Source organism: Streptomyces solicavernae, assembly GCF_029968095.1.
Taxonomy (GTDB): Bacteria; Actinomycetota; Actinomycetes; order Streptomycetales; family Streptomycetaceae; genus Streptomyces; species Streptomyces solicavernae.
Map to the genome: position 1 here is coordinate 75336 of NZ_JASCIR010000004.1, position 16390 is coordinate 91725.

The window sequence follows — 16390 nt, forward strand, 5'->3', positions numbered from 1 at the left end:
CACGGAGGAGGCTCCCCCGCATGACCGCTCCAGACCAGCCACAGCACCTCGCCCTCGTCCACGCAGGCCAGTCCGCCCACTGGGCCGCCTGGATGAGCGAGCGGCTGTCCAGGCTGGGCGCAGAGACCAGCTCGGTGCTGTGGGACCCGCTGCGCCGGCGTCCGGACGCCGAGGACCTCGCCGGGATCACCGCCCGGCCGGGGCCGATCGTGCTCGTCCTCGACGACTGGTTCCTGCGCGTGGACCACCGCCGCCCCGACGCCTGGGGCGACCTCGTCCGCGAGCTGGCGCCGGACGTCCGCGAACGCCTCGTCATGGTCTCCGTGACCGCCTCACCGGTGCCGGAGGGGCTCACCCGGCTGGGGCCGGTCCTGGAGCTCCGCGGGTTCAGGGCCGAGGTCGTCGAGGCCCGGCTGCTCGCCGCCATCGGCCTGACCCCGGTGTCGGACCGGCCCGTCGACCTCAGCCGCGGACGCTTCCCCGACACCACCTGGAAGGCGCGGAACACCCCCCGCCACAACAGCCGCTTCACCGGCCGGGAGGCCGTACTCGCCGAGCTGCATGAGAAGTTCACCACCGGCGGTGACGGCGCGCGCGTCGCGCTGCACGGCGTCCAGGGAGTCGGCAAGCGGCACACCGCCATCGAGTACGTGCACCGGCACGCCGCCGAGTACGACACGGTGTGGTGGGTCAACGCGGCCAAACGCGCCACCGCCCGGGAGGAGTTCGCGGGACTCGCCGACAAGCTGGGCCTGCCCGTGGACCACGGCGACGCGCTGCCCGGCCGCATCGACGCGGTCAAACGGGCGCTGGAGAAGCGGAGCGGCTGGCTGATCGTCCTCGACGGGGCCGAGGAGCCCGAAGAGCACGCCGCGATCCTGCCCGAGGGCCCCGGCGACCTGCTGATCACCACGACGAACACCCTGTGGGGCGGCAGCGGAGCGGAGCTCGTGGAGCTGAAGCCCTTCGAGCGGGACGAGTCCGTCACCTTCGCCTGCCTGCGTACCAACAGACTCAGCAGGGACGCGGCGGCCGAACTCGCCGACGCCGTGCAGGACCTGCCCCTGCTGCTCGCCCAGACGGCGGCCTGGCTCGACAGCAACGCCACCGTCGACGTCGCCGGCTACCTACGAGACCTCCGCGAGGCGAACCCGCACGAGATCGACGTCTCGACCGACGGCGCCGACCGCACGTTCCAGATGGTCTGGGGCATCACCCTCAACACGCTGCGCGACAAGCACCCGCACGCGCACGAACTCCTCTGCCTGCTGGTGTTCTTCTCGCCGGACGCCATCCCCGTACGCCTGCTGCGCACCGCGCGGGCAGCCGACCTGCCGGACCATCTGGCCGCGCTCGTGGCCGAGCCGAGCAGCTGGAACGCGACCCTGCGCAAGCTGTCCGAGGCCACCTCGATGCGCCTGGAGTACGACCAGGGGCCGTATCTGGACACCAAGGTCGTGTCCGCGCTGCAGATGCACCGCATGTTCCACCGCTTCGTCCGCCTGCAGCTCAGCGCGGAACGGCAGGCGGCGGCCTCCGCGATCGCCTGCCAGGTACTGGTCGCGGCCGATCCGAGGGACCCGGGGGACGCGGGCAACTGGGCGCGGTACGCCGAGCTGATCCCGCACCTGGAGGAGACCGGCGCGCTCACCTCCACCTCCCCCGACGTGCGCACCCTCGTCCTCAACTGCATCGAGTACCTGCGGGTGCGCGGCGAGTACAAGGAGGGCGTCCGGCTCTGCCGGGCCACCGTGGACGCGTGGACGCCGGTGTCCGGGGCCACCGACCCGAAGGTGCTCGTCGCCTCCCACCAACTCATGGTGATGGAACGGCGGTTGGGCGACTACGGCGCGGCGGAGCAGCTGGGCCGCCAGGTCCTGGCCGCGGTGACCTCCGTACCGGAACCGGGCCCGGTCCAGGTGGTGCGGGCCAAGAACGGGCTCGCCGGCACCCTGATGGCCCTCGGCCACTACGAGGAGGCCCGCTCCCTGCTCGCGGACGCAGCGGCCCTGTCCGCCGATGCCCTCGGCGAGGAGGGGGTGCCGCGCACGCTGGCCACGCGCAGCAACCTGGCCATCGCGCTCGGCCTCAGCGGCCGCTACGAGGAGTCGCACGAGCTGCACCAGGCCGTTCTGCGGTCCAGCATCGAACTCCTCGGCGGCAGAAGCCAGTCCACCCTGCACGCGGGCCTGCACACCGCCTGGATGCTCCGCCTTCTCGGGCGGTACGGCGAGGCCCTGGACCTCCAGGAGCAGAACAGCCATCTGCACTCCCAGGTCTTCGACAAGAACCACAGCCAGAGCCTGCTCTCGCAGCACAACCTCGCGCTGTGCCGGCGCCGCGAGGGCGACATCGGCTTCGCCCGGCTGATGATGAAGTCGGTCCTGGACCGCCTCTCCCGCCGCCGCGGCCCCGGCCACCCGGAGACGCTGCTCGTGAGTACGGACTACGCGATGCTGCTGCGCGAGCAGGGCACCCTCGACGAGGCGCGGGAACTGGCCGAGGACACCCTCGGCCGCTACCGGCTGCTGCTCGGGGGGCACCACCCTTACGCGGCGGGCGTGTTGGACAACTGCGCGCTGATCCAGCGCTGCCAGGGCGAGCACGAAGGCGCCCTGGCCCGCGCCGAGGAGGCCCGCTGGCGGATGGAGCGGGCCCTGGGCCGGCAGCACGTCTGGGCCATCGGCTGCGCGATGAACAGCGCGTCCGCGCGGGCGGCCACCGGTGACCTGGCCGGTGCCGTGGACCTGGGGCGGGACGCGCTGGGCCGGGCCCGCGCCGAGATCGGCGAGCGGCACGTGCTGTCCCTGAACGTGGCGGCGGGCCTGGCACAGGACCTGCGCGCGAGCGGTGCCGCCGAGGAGGCCGAGCAGGTGCACCAAGAGGCGCTGACCGTCCTTGAGGAGAACCTCTACGACAAGCACCGGCAGGTGCGGTACATGTTCGAGGGGCGTCGGCCCTACTGGGACTTCGAGCCGCAGACCATCTGACGGAGCCTGCCCGGCAGGCAAGGAAACCGCGCCGCACCCCGACCACGAAACCGCGCCGCACCCCGACCACGAAACCGCGCCGCACCCCGACCACGAAACCGCGCCGCACCCCGACCACGAAACCGGGCCGCACCCCGAAAAAGGGGTGCGGCCCGGTTCACGTACCGCTCAAGCTAGCGCGGCGTCACGCGTCGAAGACCTCCGCGACCAGCGCCTCCTGTTCGGCCTGGTGGCGCTTGGCCGAGCCGACCGCCGGGGACGAGCCGTGCGAACGCGAGATGCGGCGCAGGCGCTCGCCGTGCGGGATGTCGGCGCCGACGGCCAGGTCCAGGTGGTCGATCAGGTTGAGCGCGATGAACGGCCAGGCACCCTGGTTCGCCGGCTCCTCCTGCGCCCACAGGTATTTCTCGGCGTTCGGGAACTTGGCGATCTCCTCCTGGAGCTCGGCACCCGGCAGCGGGTACAGACGCTCGATGCGGATAATCGCCGTGTCCGTGGCGCCGCGCTTCTGCCGCTCGGCCTCCAGGTCGTAGTAGACCTTGCCCGCGCAGAAGACGACCTTGCGGACGGCGGCCGGGTCGACCGACTCGTCGCCGATGACCGGACGGAAGCCGCCCGTCGTGAACTCCTCCGCCTTGGACGCCGCGGCCTTCAGGCGCAGCATCGACTTCGGGGTGAAGACGATCAGCGGCTTGTGGTGCGGGTTGTGCACCTGCCAGCGCAGAAGGTGGAAGTAGTTCGACGGGAGCGTCGGCATCGCGACCGTCATGTTGTTCTGCGCGCACAGCTGCAGGAACCGCTCCGGGCGTGCGGACGAGTGGTCCGGGCCCTGGCCCTCGTACCCGTGCGGGAGCAGCAGGGTCACACCGGAGTGCTGGCCCCACTTCTGCTCCGCGGACGAGATGAACTCGTCCACCACCGTCTGCGCGCCGTTGACGAAGTCACCGAACTGCGCCTCCCACATCACGAGCGCCTCGGGACGGGCCAGCGAGTAGCCGTACTCGAAGCCCATCGCCGCGTACTCGGAGAGGAGGGAGTCGTAGACGTTGTAGCGCGCCTGGTCGTCCGAGAGGTAAAGGAGCGGCGTGAAGTCGTCGCCGGTCTCGCGGTCGATGAGGACCGCGTGGCGCTGGCCGAAGGTGCCGCGGCGGGAGTCCTGGCCCGCGAGGCGGACCGGGGTGCCCTCCAGGAGCAGCGAGCCGATGGCCAGGGTCTCGCCCATGCCCCAGTCGATCGTGCCGTCCTCGACCATGGCCGCGCGGCGCTGCAGCTGGGGCAGCAGGCGCGGGTGCACGGTGACCCGGTCGGGGATGTTGACCTGGGACTCGGCGATCCGCTTGACGACCTCCTGCGAGACGGCCGTCCTGACCGTGACCGGGAACTCGGCCTCGGCGCCCGGGACCTCACCCGGAACGGACTGCTGGGTGGCCTCGCGGACCTCGGTGAAGACCTTCTCCAGCTGGCCCTGGTAGTCCTGCAGCGCCTGCTCGGCCTCTTCGAGGGTGATGTCGCCGCGACCGATCAGGGACTCGGTGTAGAGCTTGCGCACCGAGCGCTTCTTGTCGATCAGGTCGTACATCAGCGGCTGCGTGAACGCCGGGTTGTCCGACTCGTTGTGCCCGCGGCGGCGGTAGCAGATGAGGTCGATGACCACGTCCTTGTTGAACGCCTGCCGGAACTCGAAGGCCAGGCGCGCGACGCGGACGACGGCCTCGGGGTCGTCGCCGTTGACGTGGAAGATCGGGGCCTCGATCATCCGGGCCACGTCGGTCGAGTACATGGAGGAGCGCGAGGACTCGGGCGCCGCCGTGAAGCCGACCTGGTTGTTGATGACGACGTGCACGGTGCCGCCGGTGCGGTAGCCGCGCAGCTGCGACATGTTCAGGGTCTCGGCCACGACGCCCTGGCCCGCGAAGGCCGCGTCGCCGTGGATCGCGACCGGCAGGACCGTGAAGTCCGTGCCGCCCTTGTTGATGATGTCCTGCTTGGCGCGGGCGATGCCCTCCAGGACCGGGTCGACCGCCTCCAGGTGCGAGGGGTTCGCGGCGAGGGAGACCTTGATCTGCTCGCCGTCGAGACCGGTGAAGGTGCCCTCGGCGCCCAGGTGGTACTTCACGTCGCCGGAGCCGTGCATCGACTTCGGGTCGAGGTTGCCCTCGAACTCCCGGAAGATCTGCGCGTACGACTTGCCGACGATGTTGGCGAGGACGTTGAGGCGGCCGCGGTGGGCCATGCCGATGACGACCTCGTCCAGGCGCGACTCGGCGGCCGAGTCGATGACCGCGTCGAGCAGCGGGATGACGGACTCGCCGCCCTCCAGGGAGAACCGCTTCTGGCCGACGTACTTGGTCTGCAGGAACGTCTCGAACGCCTCGGCGGCGTTCAGGCGGCGCAGGATGCGCAGCTGCTCCTCGCGCTCCGGCTTGTTGCGCGGGCGCTCGATGCGGTCCTGCAGCCACTTGCGCTGCTTCGGGTCCTGGATGTGCATGAACTCGACGCCGGTGGTGCGGCAGTACGACTCACGCAGCACGCCGAGGATGTCGCGCAGCTTCATCATCGACTGACCGGCGAAGCCGCCGACCGCGAACTCCCGCTCCAGGTCCCACAGGGTGAGGCCGTGCTCGGTGATGTCCAGGTCGGGGTGCTTGCGCTGGCGGTACTCCAGCGGGTCGGTGTCGGCCATGACGTGGCCGCGGACCCGGTAGGAGTGGATCAGCTCGAAGACGCGGGCGGCCTTCGTGACGTCGTCGTCGTGCGAGGCGTCGATGTCCTTGAGCCAGCGGACCGGCTCGTAGGGGATGCGCAGCGACTTGAAGATGTCGTCGTAGAAGCCCTCCTCGCCGAGGAGGAAGTTGGCGACGATGCGCAGGAACTCGCCGGAGGCGGCGCCCTGGATGACCCGGTGGTCGTAGGTCGACGTGAGCGTCATGACCTTCGAGATGCCGAGCTTGTTCAGGGTGTCCTGGGAGGTGCCCTGGAACTCCGCCGGATAGTCCATGGAGCCGACGCCCATGATCACGGACTGGCCGGGCATCAGGCGCGGCACGGAGTGGACGGTGCCGAGGCCGCCGGGGTTGGTCAGGGAGACCGTGACGCCGGAGAAGTCCTCCATCGTCAGCTTGTTGTTGCGGGCGCGGCGGACGATGTCCTCGTAGGCCTGCCAGAACTCGAAGAAGTTCAGGGTCTCGGCCTTCTTGATGCCCGCGACCACGAGCTGGCGGTCGCCGTTGGGCTTGACCAGGTCGATGGCGAGGCCGAAGTTGATGTGCTCCGGCTTGACCAGGGTCGGCTTGCCGTCCTTCTCGGCGAAGGAGTGGTTCATCGACGGCATGGCCTTGATGGCCTGCACCATCGCGTACCCGATGAGGTGGGTGAAGGAGATCTTCCCGCCCCGGGCGCGCTTCAGGTGGTTGTTGATGACGATCCGGTTGTCGAAGAGCAGCTTCACCGGGACCGCGCGCACGGACGTGGCCGTGGGGACGTCGATCGAGGCGTTCATGTTCTTCGCGACGGCCGCGGCGGGGCCGCGCAGCGTGACCAGCTCGGGGCCCGCGGGGGCCTCAGCGGCGGGCTCGGCCTTCTTCGCCGCGGGCGCGGCGGGCGCGGGCTTCGCGGCGGGAGCGGCGGCCGGCTTGGCGGCGGGCGCGGCCTGGGCCGCGGGCTTCGCCGGGGCGGCAGCGGGGACGGGAGCGTCCGCTGCGGGCCTGGCCGGGGCCGGGGTCTGCGTCGAGACGCCGGCGGGGGCGCTCGGCTTGGTGGGGGTCCCCGCAGCCCCCGCGGCCGCGGTACCGGTGGCGGGAGCCTGCGTCGGCTGCGCCGGAGCGGCGGTGGCGCCCCCCGGCTTGTAGTCGGCGAAGAAGTCCCACCAGGCTCGGTCAACCGAGTTCGGGTCCTGGAGGTACTGCTGGTAGATCTCGTCGACGAGCCACTCGTTGGGACCGAAGGCGGCGGCAGGGCTCTTGCCCTGCTGGCCTTGGCCGGTCTCGGTCGTGGTGCTCGCGTTACTGGGGGACTCTGGCGACACGGCGGTAACCGCCCTCTTCCGCTTCACAAGGTGATGGACAGCGGGAATAAAGGCTACGCCTCCGTGGCCGAGAGGTGCAGACCGGGCGGGACTTTGGTCGCGTAAGTCACATTGGATCGCGTGTTTCGGTGCCGTAAATGGCGGGAAACAAGCGAGGTTCCGCTGCGGCTGGGTACGACGGCCCGCGGTTGCGGCCTCTTCGCGGGCCGCACCCTCGGCTCGGAGCACGTCGCTCCCCGTGAACTCCCCGCTGCGATGTTCGCGTCGAGCCGAAGATTCGAAGATCTTGTGCTTCCGCTTCGAACCCTACGTCAACGGCGGGTGTCAGGGGATTCCCGGAAGGGTGACCTGGATCCGGGCGCCGCGAGTGGATTCGGCCACCCCGATCCGGCCGCCGTGCAGATCGACCGCCCAGCGCGCGATGGCGAGGCCGAGACCGGTGCCGCCGTCGTTGTCCGGGCCGTGCTTGCCCGCCGCCGTACCGCGGTTGAACCGCTCGAAGACGCGGTGCCACTCGGACTCGGGGATGCCGGGGCCCTCGTCGAGCACTTCCAGGTCGAGCGACTCGGGCGCCGGCCCGCGCCGGGCCCGAACCGTGACCCGGCCGTGCGGCGGTGAGTGCTTCACCGCGTTGTCGATGAGGTTCGCCACGACCTGGTGCAGCCGCTCCGCGTCGGCGTGCGCGGTCAGCTCCGGCGGCGACACGTCGAGGTGCAGATGGACGTCCGTACGCGTGTGCCGGCCCGAGCCGGACGGCATGCCCTGACGCTGCACGCCGGCCGCGCCGGACAGCTGGGCCTCCTTCAGGACGCCCGACAGATACGGCCACACCTCGAAGCGGCGGGCGCGCAGCGGGACCACGCCGTTGTCCAGGCGGGACAGGTCGAGCAGCGTCTCCACCAGGCGGCCGAGGCGCTCGGTCTGCTTCAGGGCGGTCCGCATGGTCTCCGGGTCGGCCTCGGAGACGCCGTCGACGACGTTCTCCAGGACCGCGCGCAGGGCCGCGATCGGGGTGCGCAGCTCGTGCGACACGTTGGCCACCAGCTCCTTGCGGTGCTGGTCCTGGGCCTCCAGGTCGTCGGCCATGCGGTTGATCGTGCCGGCCAGGTCGCCGAGTTCGTCGCGGCGCCCTGCACCACGGACCCGGCGGGTGTAGTCGCCGTGCGAGATGGACCGGGCCACGGTGTTCATCTCGTCCAGGGGCGCGGTCAGCGAGTGCGCCACGAACTGGGTGATGAGCAGGGTGGCGATCACCGAGAAGACGGTGATGAAGCGCAGCTCGGTCTCGGTGCGCACGGCGACCATCAGCAGGCCCGTGGTGATGAAGACCGAGACCACCACGAGGGTGCCGAGCTTCGTCTTGATCGAGAACGGCCGCAGGTCGTGCATCGCGGCCGGCTGCCGCAGCAGCCCCGCGAGGAGCGCCTTGGGCTGCCGCACCGCCGCGAACAGCCGCCTCGACCGCAGCGCCGCGAGCAGCCGCGCGGGGCGCAGCGCCGCGCGCAGTGTGGTGCGCCCGCTCACGGCGTGGGGGTCTCCAGGGCGTACCCCACCCCGTGCACCGTACGGATGCGCTCCGCGCCGATCTTCCGGCGGAGCGCCTTGATGTGGCTGTCGACGGTACGGGTGCCGGAGGCGTCCGCCCAGTCCCAGACCTCGGCGAGCAGCTGCTCGCGGGAGAGCACCGCGCGCGGGGTGTTGGCCAGGCAGACGAGCAGGTCGAACTCGGTGGGCGTGAGGTGCACGTCCTCGGAGCGCACCCGCACCCGGCGCTGCGCGTGGTCGATCTCCAGCTCGCCGAGGCGGAGTATGCCGCTGCGCGGCGTCGCGGCGGCGAGCGCGGCGCGCTCCACCCGGCGGAGCAGGACGTGCACGCGGGCGGCCAGCTCCCGCATGGAGAACGGCTTCGTCATGTAGTCGTCGGCGCCGACACCGAGACCGACCAGCATGTCCGTCTCGTCGTCACGCGCCGTCAGCATCAGGACCGGCACCGGGCGCTGTGCCTGGACCCGGCGGCAGACCTCAAGGCCGTCGAAGCCGGGCAGCATGATGTCCAGGATCAGCAGGTCGGGCTGCCAGGCCTCGGCGGTGTCCACGGCGGACGGGCCGTCGGCCGCGGTCTGGACGAGGAAGCCCTCGGCGCGCAGCCGGGCGGCGATGGCGTCGACGATGGTCGGATCGTCCTCGATGACGAGGACCCGGCGCTGGGCACCCGGCGTGGGCGCCGTGCCGTTGTGGGAGGTGTGTGTCTGCTCCATGGCCCCGCCCCTGAAGATGCGCCTTGAATGCCTTCGGTGGATCCGCAGTAAAGATCCTGCGTGTGTCGGGTCAGAGCGTACGGGGAGTTACGGGCCCTCGGCTACGCAGCCCTGACGCCGAGGTGCACGACGTCCGGAACGCCCCGGGCAACGGCGACTTCTTCCGTACGTACCGCGTCGAAACCGGCATTGCGCAGAGCCTTCTCGAATCCGGCGGACGGCTGGGCGGACCAGACGGCGAGGATGCCGCCGGGGTGCAGCCGGGCCGCGCAGGCGGCGAGTCCGGCGGGGGAGTAGAGGCTGTCGTTGTCCTCGGTGACGGTCCAGTCGGGGCCGTTGTCGATGTCCAGGCAGAGCGCGTCGTACTGCCCGGCGCGCTCGTCGTGGAGGTGGGCGACGAGGTCGGCCTCGACGATCCGGGTGCGCGGGTCGGCGAACGCCTCGGCGGTGTACGGGGCGAGGGGGCCGGTGCGGTGCCAGTCGACGATGGCGGCCTCGCGCTCGACGACGGTGATCCGGCCCCAGCGCGGGTCGGCGGCGGCGTGCGCGAGGGAGAAGCCGACGCCCAGGCCGCCGATCAGGACGGAAGGGCCCGGCCGGTCGTCGAGGGCGTCGCGGGCGGCGTCCACGAGCAGCCGCTCGGAGCGCCCGTCCGAGGTGTCCATCAGGAACGTGCCGTTGGCGATGATCTGCAGCAGCTCGCCGTGCCTGCGCAGCACCACTTCGCCGTGCGGTCCGGTGCGGCGGTCGAGGACGACGGGCTGCTGCCCGGTGGCGTACGGGTCGTGCATGCGGTCCATTCTGCGGGGTGGGGCGGGGCGGCCCGGGTGCGCCCTGCGGGTGGTCACCCCCGTAACGGCCGGTGGCGGCCGGTACGGGGGTGACCAACTCGTGTCCAACCAGTGTCCAACGGGAGGTCAGGGCAAGGGGGTTCGCGGGCTCGGGGCGGTCGGGGTCAGTGGCGGAACAGGGTGTGCTGCGGTTCCGGGCGGGCGGCCTGGCGCAGGAGCAGCGTGAGGAAGCCGAGGGTGCCGCGGTAGCCGCGCAGCCACTCCTCGCGGTGCTGGGCGGCGGTCTGCAGGGCCTCCGCGCTGTCCGGGTCGCCCGGGTTGTCCAGGGCCCAGCGCGACAGGGTGCCGGTCCAGGCCCATTCGTACGCGTCCCACTCGGCGAGCGAGCTGACGTGGCCGTGGACGGGGATCCACTGGTCGAGCAGAGCCTGGTCGACGGTGTTCGACAGGGACATGAACTCGTCCTCGGCGAAGCCGGCCCGCAGGGTCTCGGGGCCGGGCGCCTTCTCCCAGAACCCGTCGCCGACGATCAGCGTGCCGCCGGGCGCGAGGTGTTTGCGGGCCGCCTCCAGGGTGGGCAGCAGGCCGCCGAAGGCGTGCGTGGCGCCGACGCAGAGGACGACGTCGTACTGGTTCGGGGCGCTGTACGCGGTGGCGTCCTCCTGGTGCAGCGCGACCCGGTCGGCGAGCCCGGCGGCGGCGATCCGCTCGCGGCCGATGTCGAGCGCCCACTCGTTCACGTCGACCCCGTCGGCGCGGACGCCGGGGCGCTCGGCGGCGGCCCGCAGCAGCCAGGCGCCCTCGCCGCAGCCGAGGTCGAGGACGCGCTCGTCGCCGTGCGGCAGGGCGAGGTCGAGGAGGTCGCGCACCGTTGATTCGTGCAGGGGGCCGGCGATGGGGTGGTCGCCGTGCGCGATCGTGCTGAGCTTCTGTCGGAGTCGGTCCATGGGCGCATCATGCCGAAGGGGGGCGCGGGTTGTCGTGGGGGTCTGCTCTGCGGCGCCGTCGTGGCTGGTCGCGCAGTTCGCCGCGCCCCCTTCGTGGCCGCTGATCGCTTACAGCGAACGTCCCCGAGGGAACATCCCGCCCCCCAGCGGCATTGAGTCCACATAGCTCAACTTGACTGCCGAAGGGGAGATCATGGCATCGACGTCCGCACCGCTCACCCTGCCCGTCCTTCCGCTCGACGACGAGGTCGTGCTGCCCGGCATGGTGGTGCCCCTGGACCTCAACGACCCCGACGTACGAGCCGCGGTGGAGGCCGCACAGGCCGCGGCGCGCGGGCAGACCGGGAAGCCACAGGTCCTGCTCGTCCCGCGTATCGACGGCACGTACGCCGCGACCGGCGTCCTCGGCACCGTCGAGCAGGTGGGCCGCCTCGCCGACGGCGACCCCGGCGCGCTGATCAAGGGCCGTGGGCGCGTGCAGATCGGCGCGGGCACGACCGGGCCCGGCGCCGCCCTGTGGGTGGAGGGCATCGAGGTCGACGAGACCGTGCCCGAACCGCTGCCGGGCGCCGTCACCGAACTGGCCAAGGAGTACAAGGCGCTGGCCACCAGCTGGCTGAAGAAGCGCGGCGCCTGGCAGGTCGTGGACCGGGTCCAGCAGATTGACGACATCTCCGCGCTCGCCGACAACTCCGGCTACTCGCCCTTCCTGACCACCGCGCAGAAGGTCGAACTCCTGGAGACCGCCGACCCGGTGGAGCGCCTGAAGCTCGCCGCGAAGCTGCTCAGCGACCACCTCGCCGAACAGGACGTGGCCGAGTCCATCGCCAAGGACGTCCAGGAGGGCGTCGACAAGCAGCAGCGCGAGTTCCTGCTCCGCCGCCAGCTCGAAGCCGTACGCAAGGAGCTGCGCGAGCTGGGCGGGGAGGCGGAGGGCGAGGAGTCCGACGACTACCGCGCCCGCGTCGAGGCCGCCGACCTGCCCGAGCACGTCCGCGAGGCCGCGCTCAAGGAGGTCGACAAGCTGGAGCGGGCCAGCGACCAGTCCCCGGAGGGCTCGTGGATCCGCACCTGGCTGGACACCGTCCTCGAACTGCCGTGGAACGAGCGCACGGAGGACGCGTACGACATCCGGGGCGCGCGGGCCGTGCTCGACGCCGAGCACGCGGGCCTGGAGGACGTGAAGGAGCGGATCACCGAGTACCTGGCGGTGCGCAAGCGGCGTGCCGACCGGGGCCTGGGTGTGGTCGGCGGGCGTCGCGGCGGCGCCGTGCTCGCCCTGGTCGGCCCGCCCGGCGTCGGCAAGACCTCGCTCGGCGAGTCCGTCGCGCACGCCATGGGACGCGAGTTCGTCCGCGTCGCCCTCGGCGGCGTCCGCGACGAGGCGGAGATCCGGGGCCACCGGCGTACGTACGTGGGGGCGCTGCCCGGCCGGATCGTACGGGCGGTCAAGGAGGCGGGCTCGATGAACCCCGTCGTCCTCCTCGACGAGATCGACAAGGTCGGCTCCGACTTCCGCGGGGACCCGGCCGCGGCCCTGCTCGAAGTCCTCGACCCGGCACAGAACCACACGTTCCGCGACCACTACCTGGAGGTCGAACTCGACCTGAGCGACGTCGTCTTCCTGGCCACGGCCAACGTCCTGGAGGCCATCCCGGAGGCGCTGCTCGACCGCATGGAGCTGGTCCGGCTCGACGGGTACACCGAGGACGAGAAGGTCGTCATCGCCCGCGACCACCTGCTCCCGCGCCAGCTGGAGCGGGCCGGTCTTGAGCCGGGCGAGGTGGCCCTGGACGAGGGCGCGCTGCGCAAGCTGGCGGGCGAGTACACCCGGGAGGCCGGCGTACGCAACCTCGAACGCTCGGTGGCCCGGCTGCTCCGCAAGGTCGCCGCGCAGAGCGAACTCGGCGAGCGCGAGCTGCCGTTCACGGTCACGGCGGACGACCTGCGCGGCCTGATCGGACGGCCGCACCACGTGCCCGAGTCCGCCCAGGACCCGGCCGAGCGGCGCACCGCCGTGCCGGGCGTGGCCACCGGCCTCGCGGTCACCGGCGCGGGCGGCGACGTGCTGTACGTGGAGGCGTCCCTGGCCGACCCGGAGACGGGCGCGGCGGGGCTGACCCTGACCGGTCAGCTGGGCGACGTGATGAAGGAGTCCGCGCAGATCGCGCTCTCCTTCCTGCGCTCGCACGGCGCCGAACTTGAGCTGCCCGTGGGCGACTTGAAGGACCGGGGCGCGCACATCCACTTCCCGGCGGGCGCGGTCCCGAAGGACGGGCCGAGCGCGGGCATCACGATGACGACCGCGCTCGCGTCGCTGCTCTCCGGCCGGTTGGTCCGTACGGATGTGGCGATGACCGGCGAGGTGTCCCTGACGGGACGTGTGCTGCCGATCGGCGGCGTCAAGCAGAAGCTGCTCGCGGCGCACCGGGCGGGGGTCACGACGGTGGTCATCCCGAAGCGCAACGAGGCGGACCTCGACGACGTCCCGGCGGAGGTCCTGGACAAGCTGGACGTCCACCCGGTCACGGATGTCCGCCAGGTCCTGGAACTGGCGCTGACCCCGGCGGAGGTGGGGGTGCCGGTGGCGGCGTAACGGGGGCTCCGGCCCCGGACCTCCCGCTCCTCAAACGCCGGACGGGCTGAATTTCAGCCCGTCCGGCGCTCGGCGCTCGGCGTCCGGCGCCCGGCGTCAGCCGTTGGCCAGCGCCTGCAGCCGGTCGTACGCCCCGTTGAACCGGTTGTGGTCGCCCACGATCGGGCCGGAGGACGTGTACTGCCACATCGTGTAGAAGCTCCAGCCCGCCGGAAGCTCCCCCGGCGTCGAGTTGTAGCGGGCGATCCACAGCGGATGGTTCGTGGCGAAGCCCGCGTAGTTGCCGGTGCAGGTCTTCCACCAGCTGGTCGCCGTGTAGATCACCGGATAGCGCCCGGTGCGGGTCTTGTAGCGGTTGACGAAGTCCCAGATCCAGCTGACCATCCCGGCCTGCGACTTGCCGAAGCACTGGTTCCCGTACGGGTTCCACTCGATGTCGAGCGCCCCCGGCAGCGTCTTGCCGTCCCGCGACCAGCCGCCGCCGTGGTCGACGAAGTAGTCCGCCTGCGCAGCGCCGCTCGTCGTGTCCGGAGTGGCGAAGTGGTACGCGCCCCGGATCATCCCGACGTTGTACGAGCCGTTGTACTGCTGCGCGAAGTACGGGTTCCGGTAGTACGTCCCCTCGGTCGCCTTCACGTACGCCCACTTGACGCCGCTGTTCCAGAGCGCCGGCCAGTTGACGTTGCCCTGGTGGCTGGAGACGTCCACGCCCTCCGTCTGGACGACGGCGGCGCGCGGGGCGCCGGGCGGCAGCGGGCCCTGGCCGTCGTGCTCGATCACGCCCATGCCCATGTACGCGCTGCCTCGCGGCGGCACGTCCCCGGCCGCCTGCGCGGTGGCGGGGTACGCGAATAACAGGGACAGAACGGTCAGGAGAACCGCGAGCGCCGACCGGCGGGAGCGGTGTGAGCGGTGTGAGCGGTGTGAGCGGAGGGAGCGGAGGGAGCGGAGGGAGCGGGGGGAGCGGTGCGGTCTGGTGGGGGATCCGGATCTGTGCACAGGCATGGCATGCCTCCGAAGGCCTCAAGAGTGCGGTGGGGGGACCTGGAACGAACCGGCGCCGAAGCAGTCGAACGTGTGCATGTCATACCCGACGCTACGCACGTAGAACCCCGTCCGGGAGAGAGTCCGAGGGCTGCCGATGGTCTACTCCTGCGGAATACTGGCCGAGCTGCGGCGATCCGACGCCGCGTGCCGAAACTTTCAGGAACGGGAACCAGATTCATGGCTGCTGACGTGCACGAGAGCGGCGGAGCGAGCGGAGCGGAGCCGCGCCCCGACACCAACGCGGACCGCGAAGGCGTGGACCACGAAGGCGCGGACCGCGAAGGTGCGGACGTCGAATTCCTCGCTCTCGAACGCGAGTTGACCGTCTTCCTGCGCCGCGCCCGCGCCTCCTCCGGTGAGATGGCCCGCGCCGTCCACCCCGACCTGGAGCCCGCCGCGTACGGACTGCTCGTCCGTCTGGAGGAGGGCGGGCCGCAGCGGGCCACCGAACTCGCCGCGTACATCGGTGTCGGCAAGGCCACGATGAGCCGGCAGCTGCGGGCCCTGGAGGAGCTGGGCCTCGTCGCGCGCGACCCGGACCCGGTCGACGGGCGGGCCTCCCTGATGCGGCTCACCGAGGAGGGCCGGGCCCGCTACCGCACGGTCCGGGACGCGCGCCGCGCGAAGTACGTGCAGCACCTCGCAGGCTGGGACCGGCGTGAGGTGGCCGAACTGGCCCGGCTGCTCGGCCAGCTGAACGACAGCGGCGACAGCGGCGACAGTGGCGACAGCTCCGAGAGCTGATCCCGCGCGGGTTACAGCTCGACGAACACCGCCGCCGCGTCGTCGTGCACCTTGCCGCGCGGCGCCGCCCGCCCCTGCGGGTCCGCGGACTCCAGCGCCCTGACCCGGTCGATCAACTCCTGCGGGCCCGCCTTCCGGAGCAGCGCCAGGCACTCCGGCCAGTCGCCCGCGCCGAACCGCTCCACCCAGCGCGCCGCCCCGTCCGTCAGCGCCGCGACACTGCGCACCCCGGCGCGCGCCCGCACCCCGCACACCGCGCGCCGGGCGACCTCCGGGTCGGCCGCCGCCGTGAAGAAGCCGCCCTCCGCGTTCCGCAGCGCCTCCACCCCGGCGACGTACTCCCGTGCCGCCGCGGCCCGTTCGGGCGAGCCCTCGGGCAGGGCGCGTACGGCGGAGCGCAGCCGGTCGATCTCCGGGGGCAGGGTGTCGAGGCGCCCGTCGAGGACCGGGGTGACCGTGCCGTCGGCCGCCTCCACCAGCAATGCCGAGTCGGACAGGACCAGATGCTCGACCCGCTCCTCGTCCCACCGCACGAGCACCACGGTGGCCTGCGGCGTGCGGGAGTGAGAAAGGTCACAGGTTAGGCGGTGGGCTTCGGCGGTACGCGCGATGGCCTCGGCCAGGACCTCCCGCAAGCCCAGATCCCGCCGCGAACCGGACAGTTCACCGAGGGCGCCGCCCAGGCGGGCCGTGAACCAGGGGACGGAATGCAGACAGCCGTAGTCCCCGGCCGGCGGCGTGACCCCGTCGAGCAGGACCAGGGTTCCCCCCTTGCCGGAAGCGGGGAGCGCGACCGAGGCGTAGTCCTCGTTGGGGCGCCCCGGGTCGCCGGGCTCCGTGGCCAGTTCGATGCGCATACGGCCAGTCTGCACGAGCTCTGCACACGACGGGACTTGGGCGGGCCCGGAGCCCGGATGGGCGGCCCGAACGCCGGGTTTCCGCCGGATTGATAGCCTCCGGGCAGCGAGCGGCGGGGCATCCTGCCAAAGCGGG

General features: G+C 71.8%; 10 protein-coding genes. 3 read left to right on the forward strand and 7 right to left on the reverse strand.

From position 1 onward, the window contains the following. Nucleotides 1–20: 20 nt before the first annotated feature. Entirely contained in the window at nt 21–2990 is a 2970-nt protein-coding gene (gene fxsT / locus QIS99_RS06995) for an FxSxx-COOH system tetratricopeptide repeat protein (protein WP_282511559.1), read from the forward strand. Between the two features lie 184 nt (nt 2991–3174). Here fxsT and QIS99_RS07000 read toward each other — a convergent pair whose 3' ends face one another. From QIS99_RS07000 to QIS99_RS07020, 5 genes are all read right to left on the reverse strand, one after another. Beyond that, nucleotides 3175–7014, reverse strand: coding sequence for a multifunctional oxoglutarate decarboxylase/oxoglutarate dehydrogenase thiamine pyrophosphate-binding subunit/dihydrolipoyllysine-residue succinyltransferase subunit (locus QIS99_RS07000; protein WP_282511561.1), 3840 nt, complete (start codon nt 7012–7014; stop codon nt 3175–3177). 324 nt (nt 7015–7338) lie between these two features. Continuing rightward, complete coding sequence (locus QIS99_RS07005; protein ID WP_282511957.1) at nt 7339–8403, reverse strand: HAMP domain-containing sensor histidine kinase; 1065 nt, start codon at nt 8401–8403, stop codon at nt 7339–7341. Between the two features lie 131 nt (nt 8404–8534). Further along, the gene (locus tag QIS99_RS07010; RefSeq protein WP_282511563.1) at nt 8535–9272 is read right to left on the reverse strand and encodes a response regulator transcription factor; all 738 of its coding nucleotides are present in this window, start codon (nt 9270–9272) and stop codon (nt 8535–8537) included. A gap of 101 nt (nt 9273–9373) precedes the next feature. Continuing rightward, entirely contained in the window at nt 9374–10063 is a 690-nt protein-coding gene (locus QIS99_RS07015) for a spermidine synthase family protein (protein WP_408909495.1), read from the reverse strand. A 164-nt stretch (nt 10064–10227) separates the two neighbouring features. Continuing rightward, entirely contained in the window at nt 10228–11010 is a 783-nt protein-coding gene (locus QIS99_RS07020) for an SAM-dependent methyltransferase (protein WP_282511567.1), read from the reverse strand. Nucleotides 11011–11203: 193 nt separating this feature from the next. On the opposite strand from QIS99_RS07020, the gene lon reads away from it, so the two are divergent. After that, nucleotides 11204–13606, forward strand: coding sequence for an endopeptidase La (gene lon / locus QIS99_RS07025; protein ID WP_282511569.1), 2403 nt, complete (start codon nt 11204–11206; stop codon nt 13604–13606). Between the two features lie 96 nt (nt 13607–13702). Here the strand turns inward: lon and QIS99_RS07030 are convergent, their stop codons facing one another. Beyond that, the gene (locus tag QIS99_RS07030; protein WP_282511571.1) at nt 13703–14611 is read right to left on the reverse strand and encodes a lysozyme; all 909 of its coding nucleotides are present in this window, start codon (nt 14609–14611) and stop codon (nt 13703–13705) included. Between the two features lie 219 nt (nt 14612–14830). Between QIS99_RS07030 and QIS99_RS07035 the strand changes: the two genes are divergently transcribed. Further along, complete coding sequence (locus tag QIS99_RS07035) at nt 14831–15397, forward strand: MarR family winged helix-turn-helix transcriptional regulator (protein ID WP_349017279.1); 567 nt, start codon at nt 14831–14833, stop codon at nt 15395–15397. An 11-nt stretch (nt 15398–15408) separates the two neighbouring features. On the opposite strand, the gene QIS99_RS07040 is transcribed toward QIS99_RS07035, so the two are convergent. After that, nucleotides 15409–16254 (reverse strand): hypothetical protein, encoded by an 846-nt coding sequence (locus QIS99_RS07040; RefSeq protein ID WP_282511573.1) that lies wholly within the window; start codon nt 16252–16254, stop codon nt 15409–15411. Nucleotides 16255–16390: the final 136 nt, after the last annotated feature.

Coding starts and splice junctions, on each gene's coding strand:
- QIS99_RS07010 (WP_282511563.1), bottom strand. CDS start 9,272: ATGGAGCAGACACACACCTCCCACAACGGCACGGCGCCCACGCCGGGT.
- QIS99_RS07020 (WP_282511567.1), bottom strand. CDS start 11,010: ATGGACCGACTCCGACAGAAGCTCAGCACGATCGCGCACGGCGACCAC.
- QIS99_RS07040 (WP_282511573.1), bottom strand. CDS start 16,254: ATGCGCATCGAACTGGCCACGGAGCCCGGCGACCCGGGGCGCCCCAAC.
- lon (WP_282511569.1), top strand. CDS start 11,204: ATGGCATCGACGTCCGCACCGCTCACCCTGCCCGTCCTTCCGCTCGAC.
- QIS99_RS07035 (WP_349017279.1), top strand. CDS start 14,831: ATGGCTGCTGACGTGCACGAGAGCGGCGGAGCGAGCGGAGCGGAGCCG.
- QIS99_RS07005 (WP_282511957.1), bottom strand. CDS start 8,403: ATGCACGACCTGCGGCCGTTCTCGATCAAGACGAAGCTCGGCACCCTC.
- QIS99_RS07015 (WP_408909495.1), bottom strand. CDS start 10,063: ATGCACGACCCGTACGCCACCGGGCAGCAGCCCGTCGTCCTCGACCGC.
- fxsT (WP_282511559.1), top strand. CDS start 21: ATGACCGCTCCAGACCAGCCACAGCACCTCGCCCTCGTCCACGCAGGC.
- QIS99_RS07030 (WP_282511571.1), bottom strand. CDS start 14,611: ATGCCTGTGCACAGATCCGGATCCCCCACCAGACCGCACCGCTCCCCC.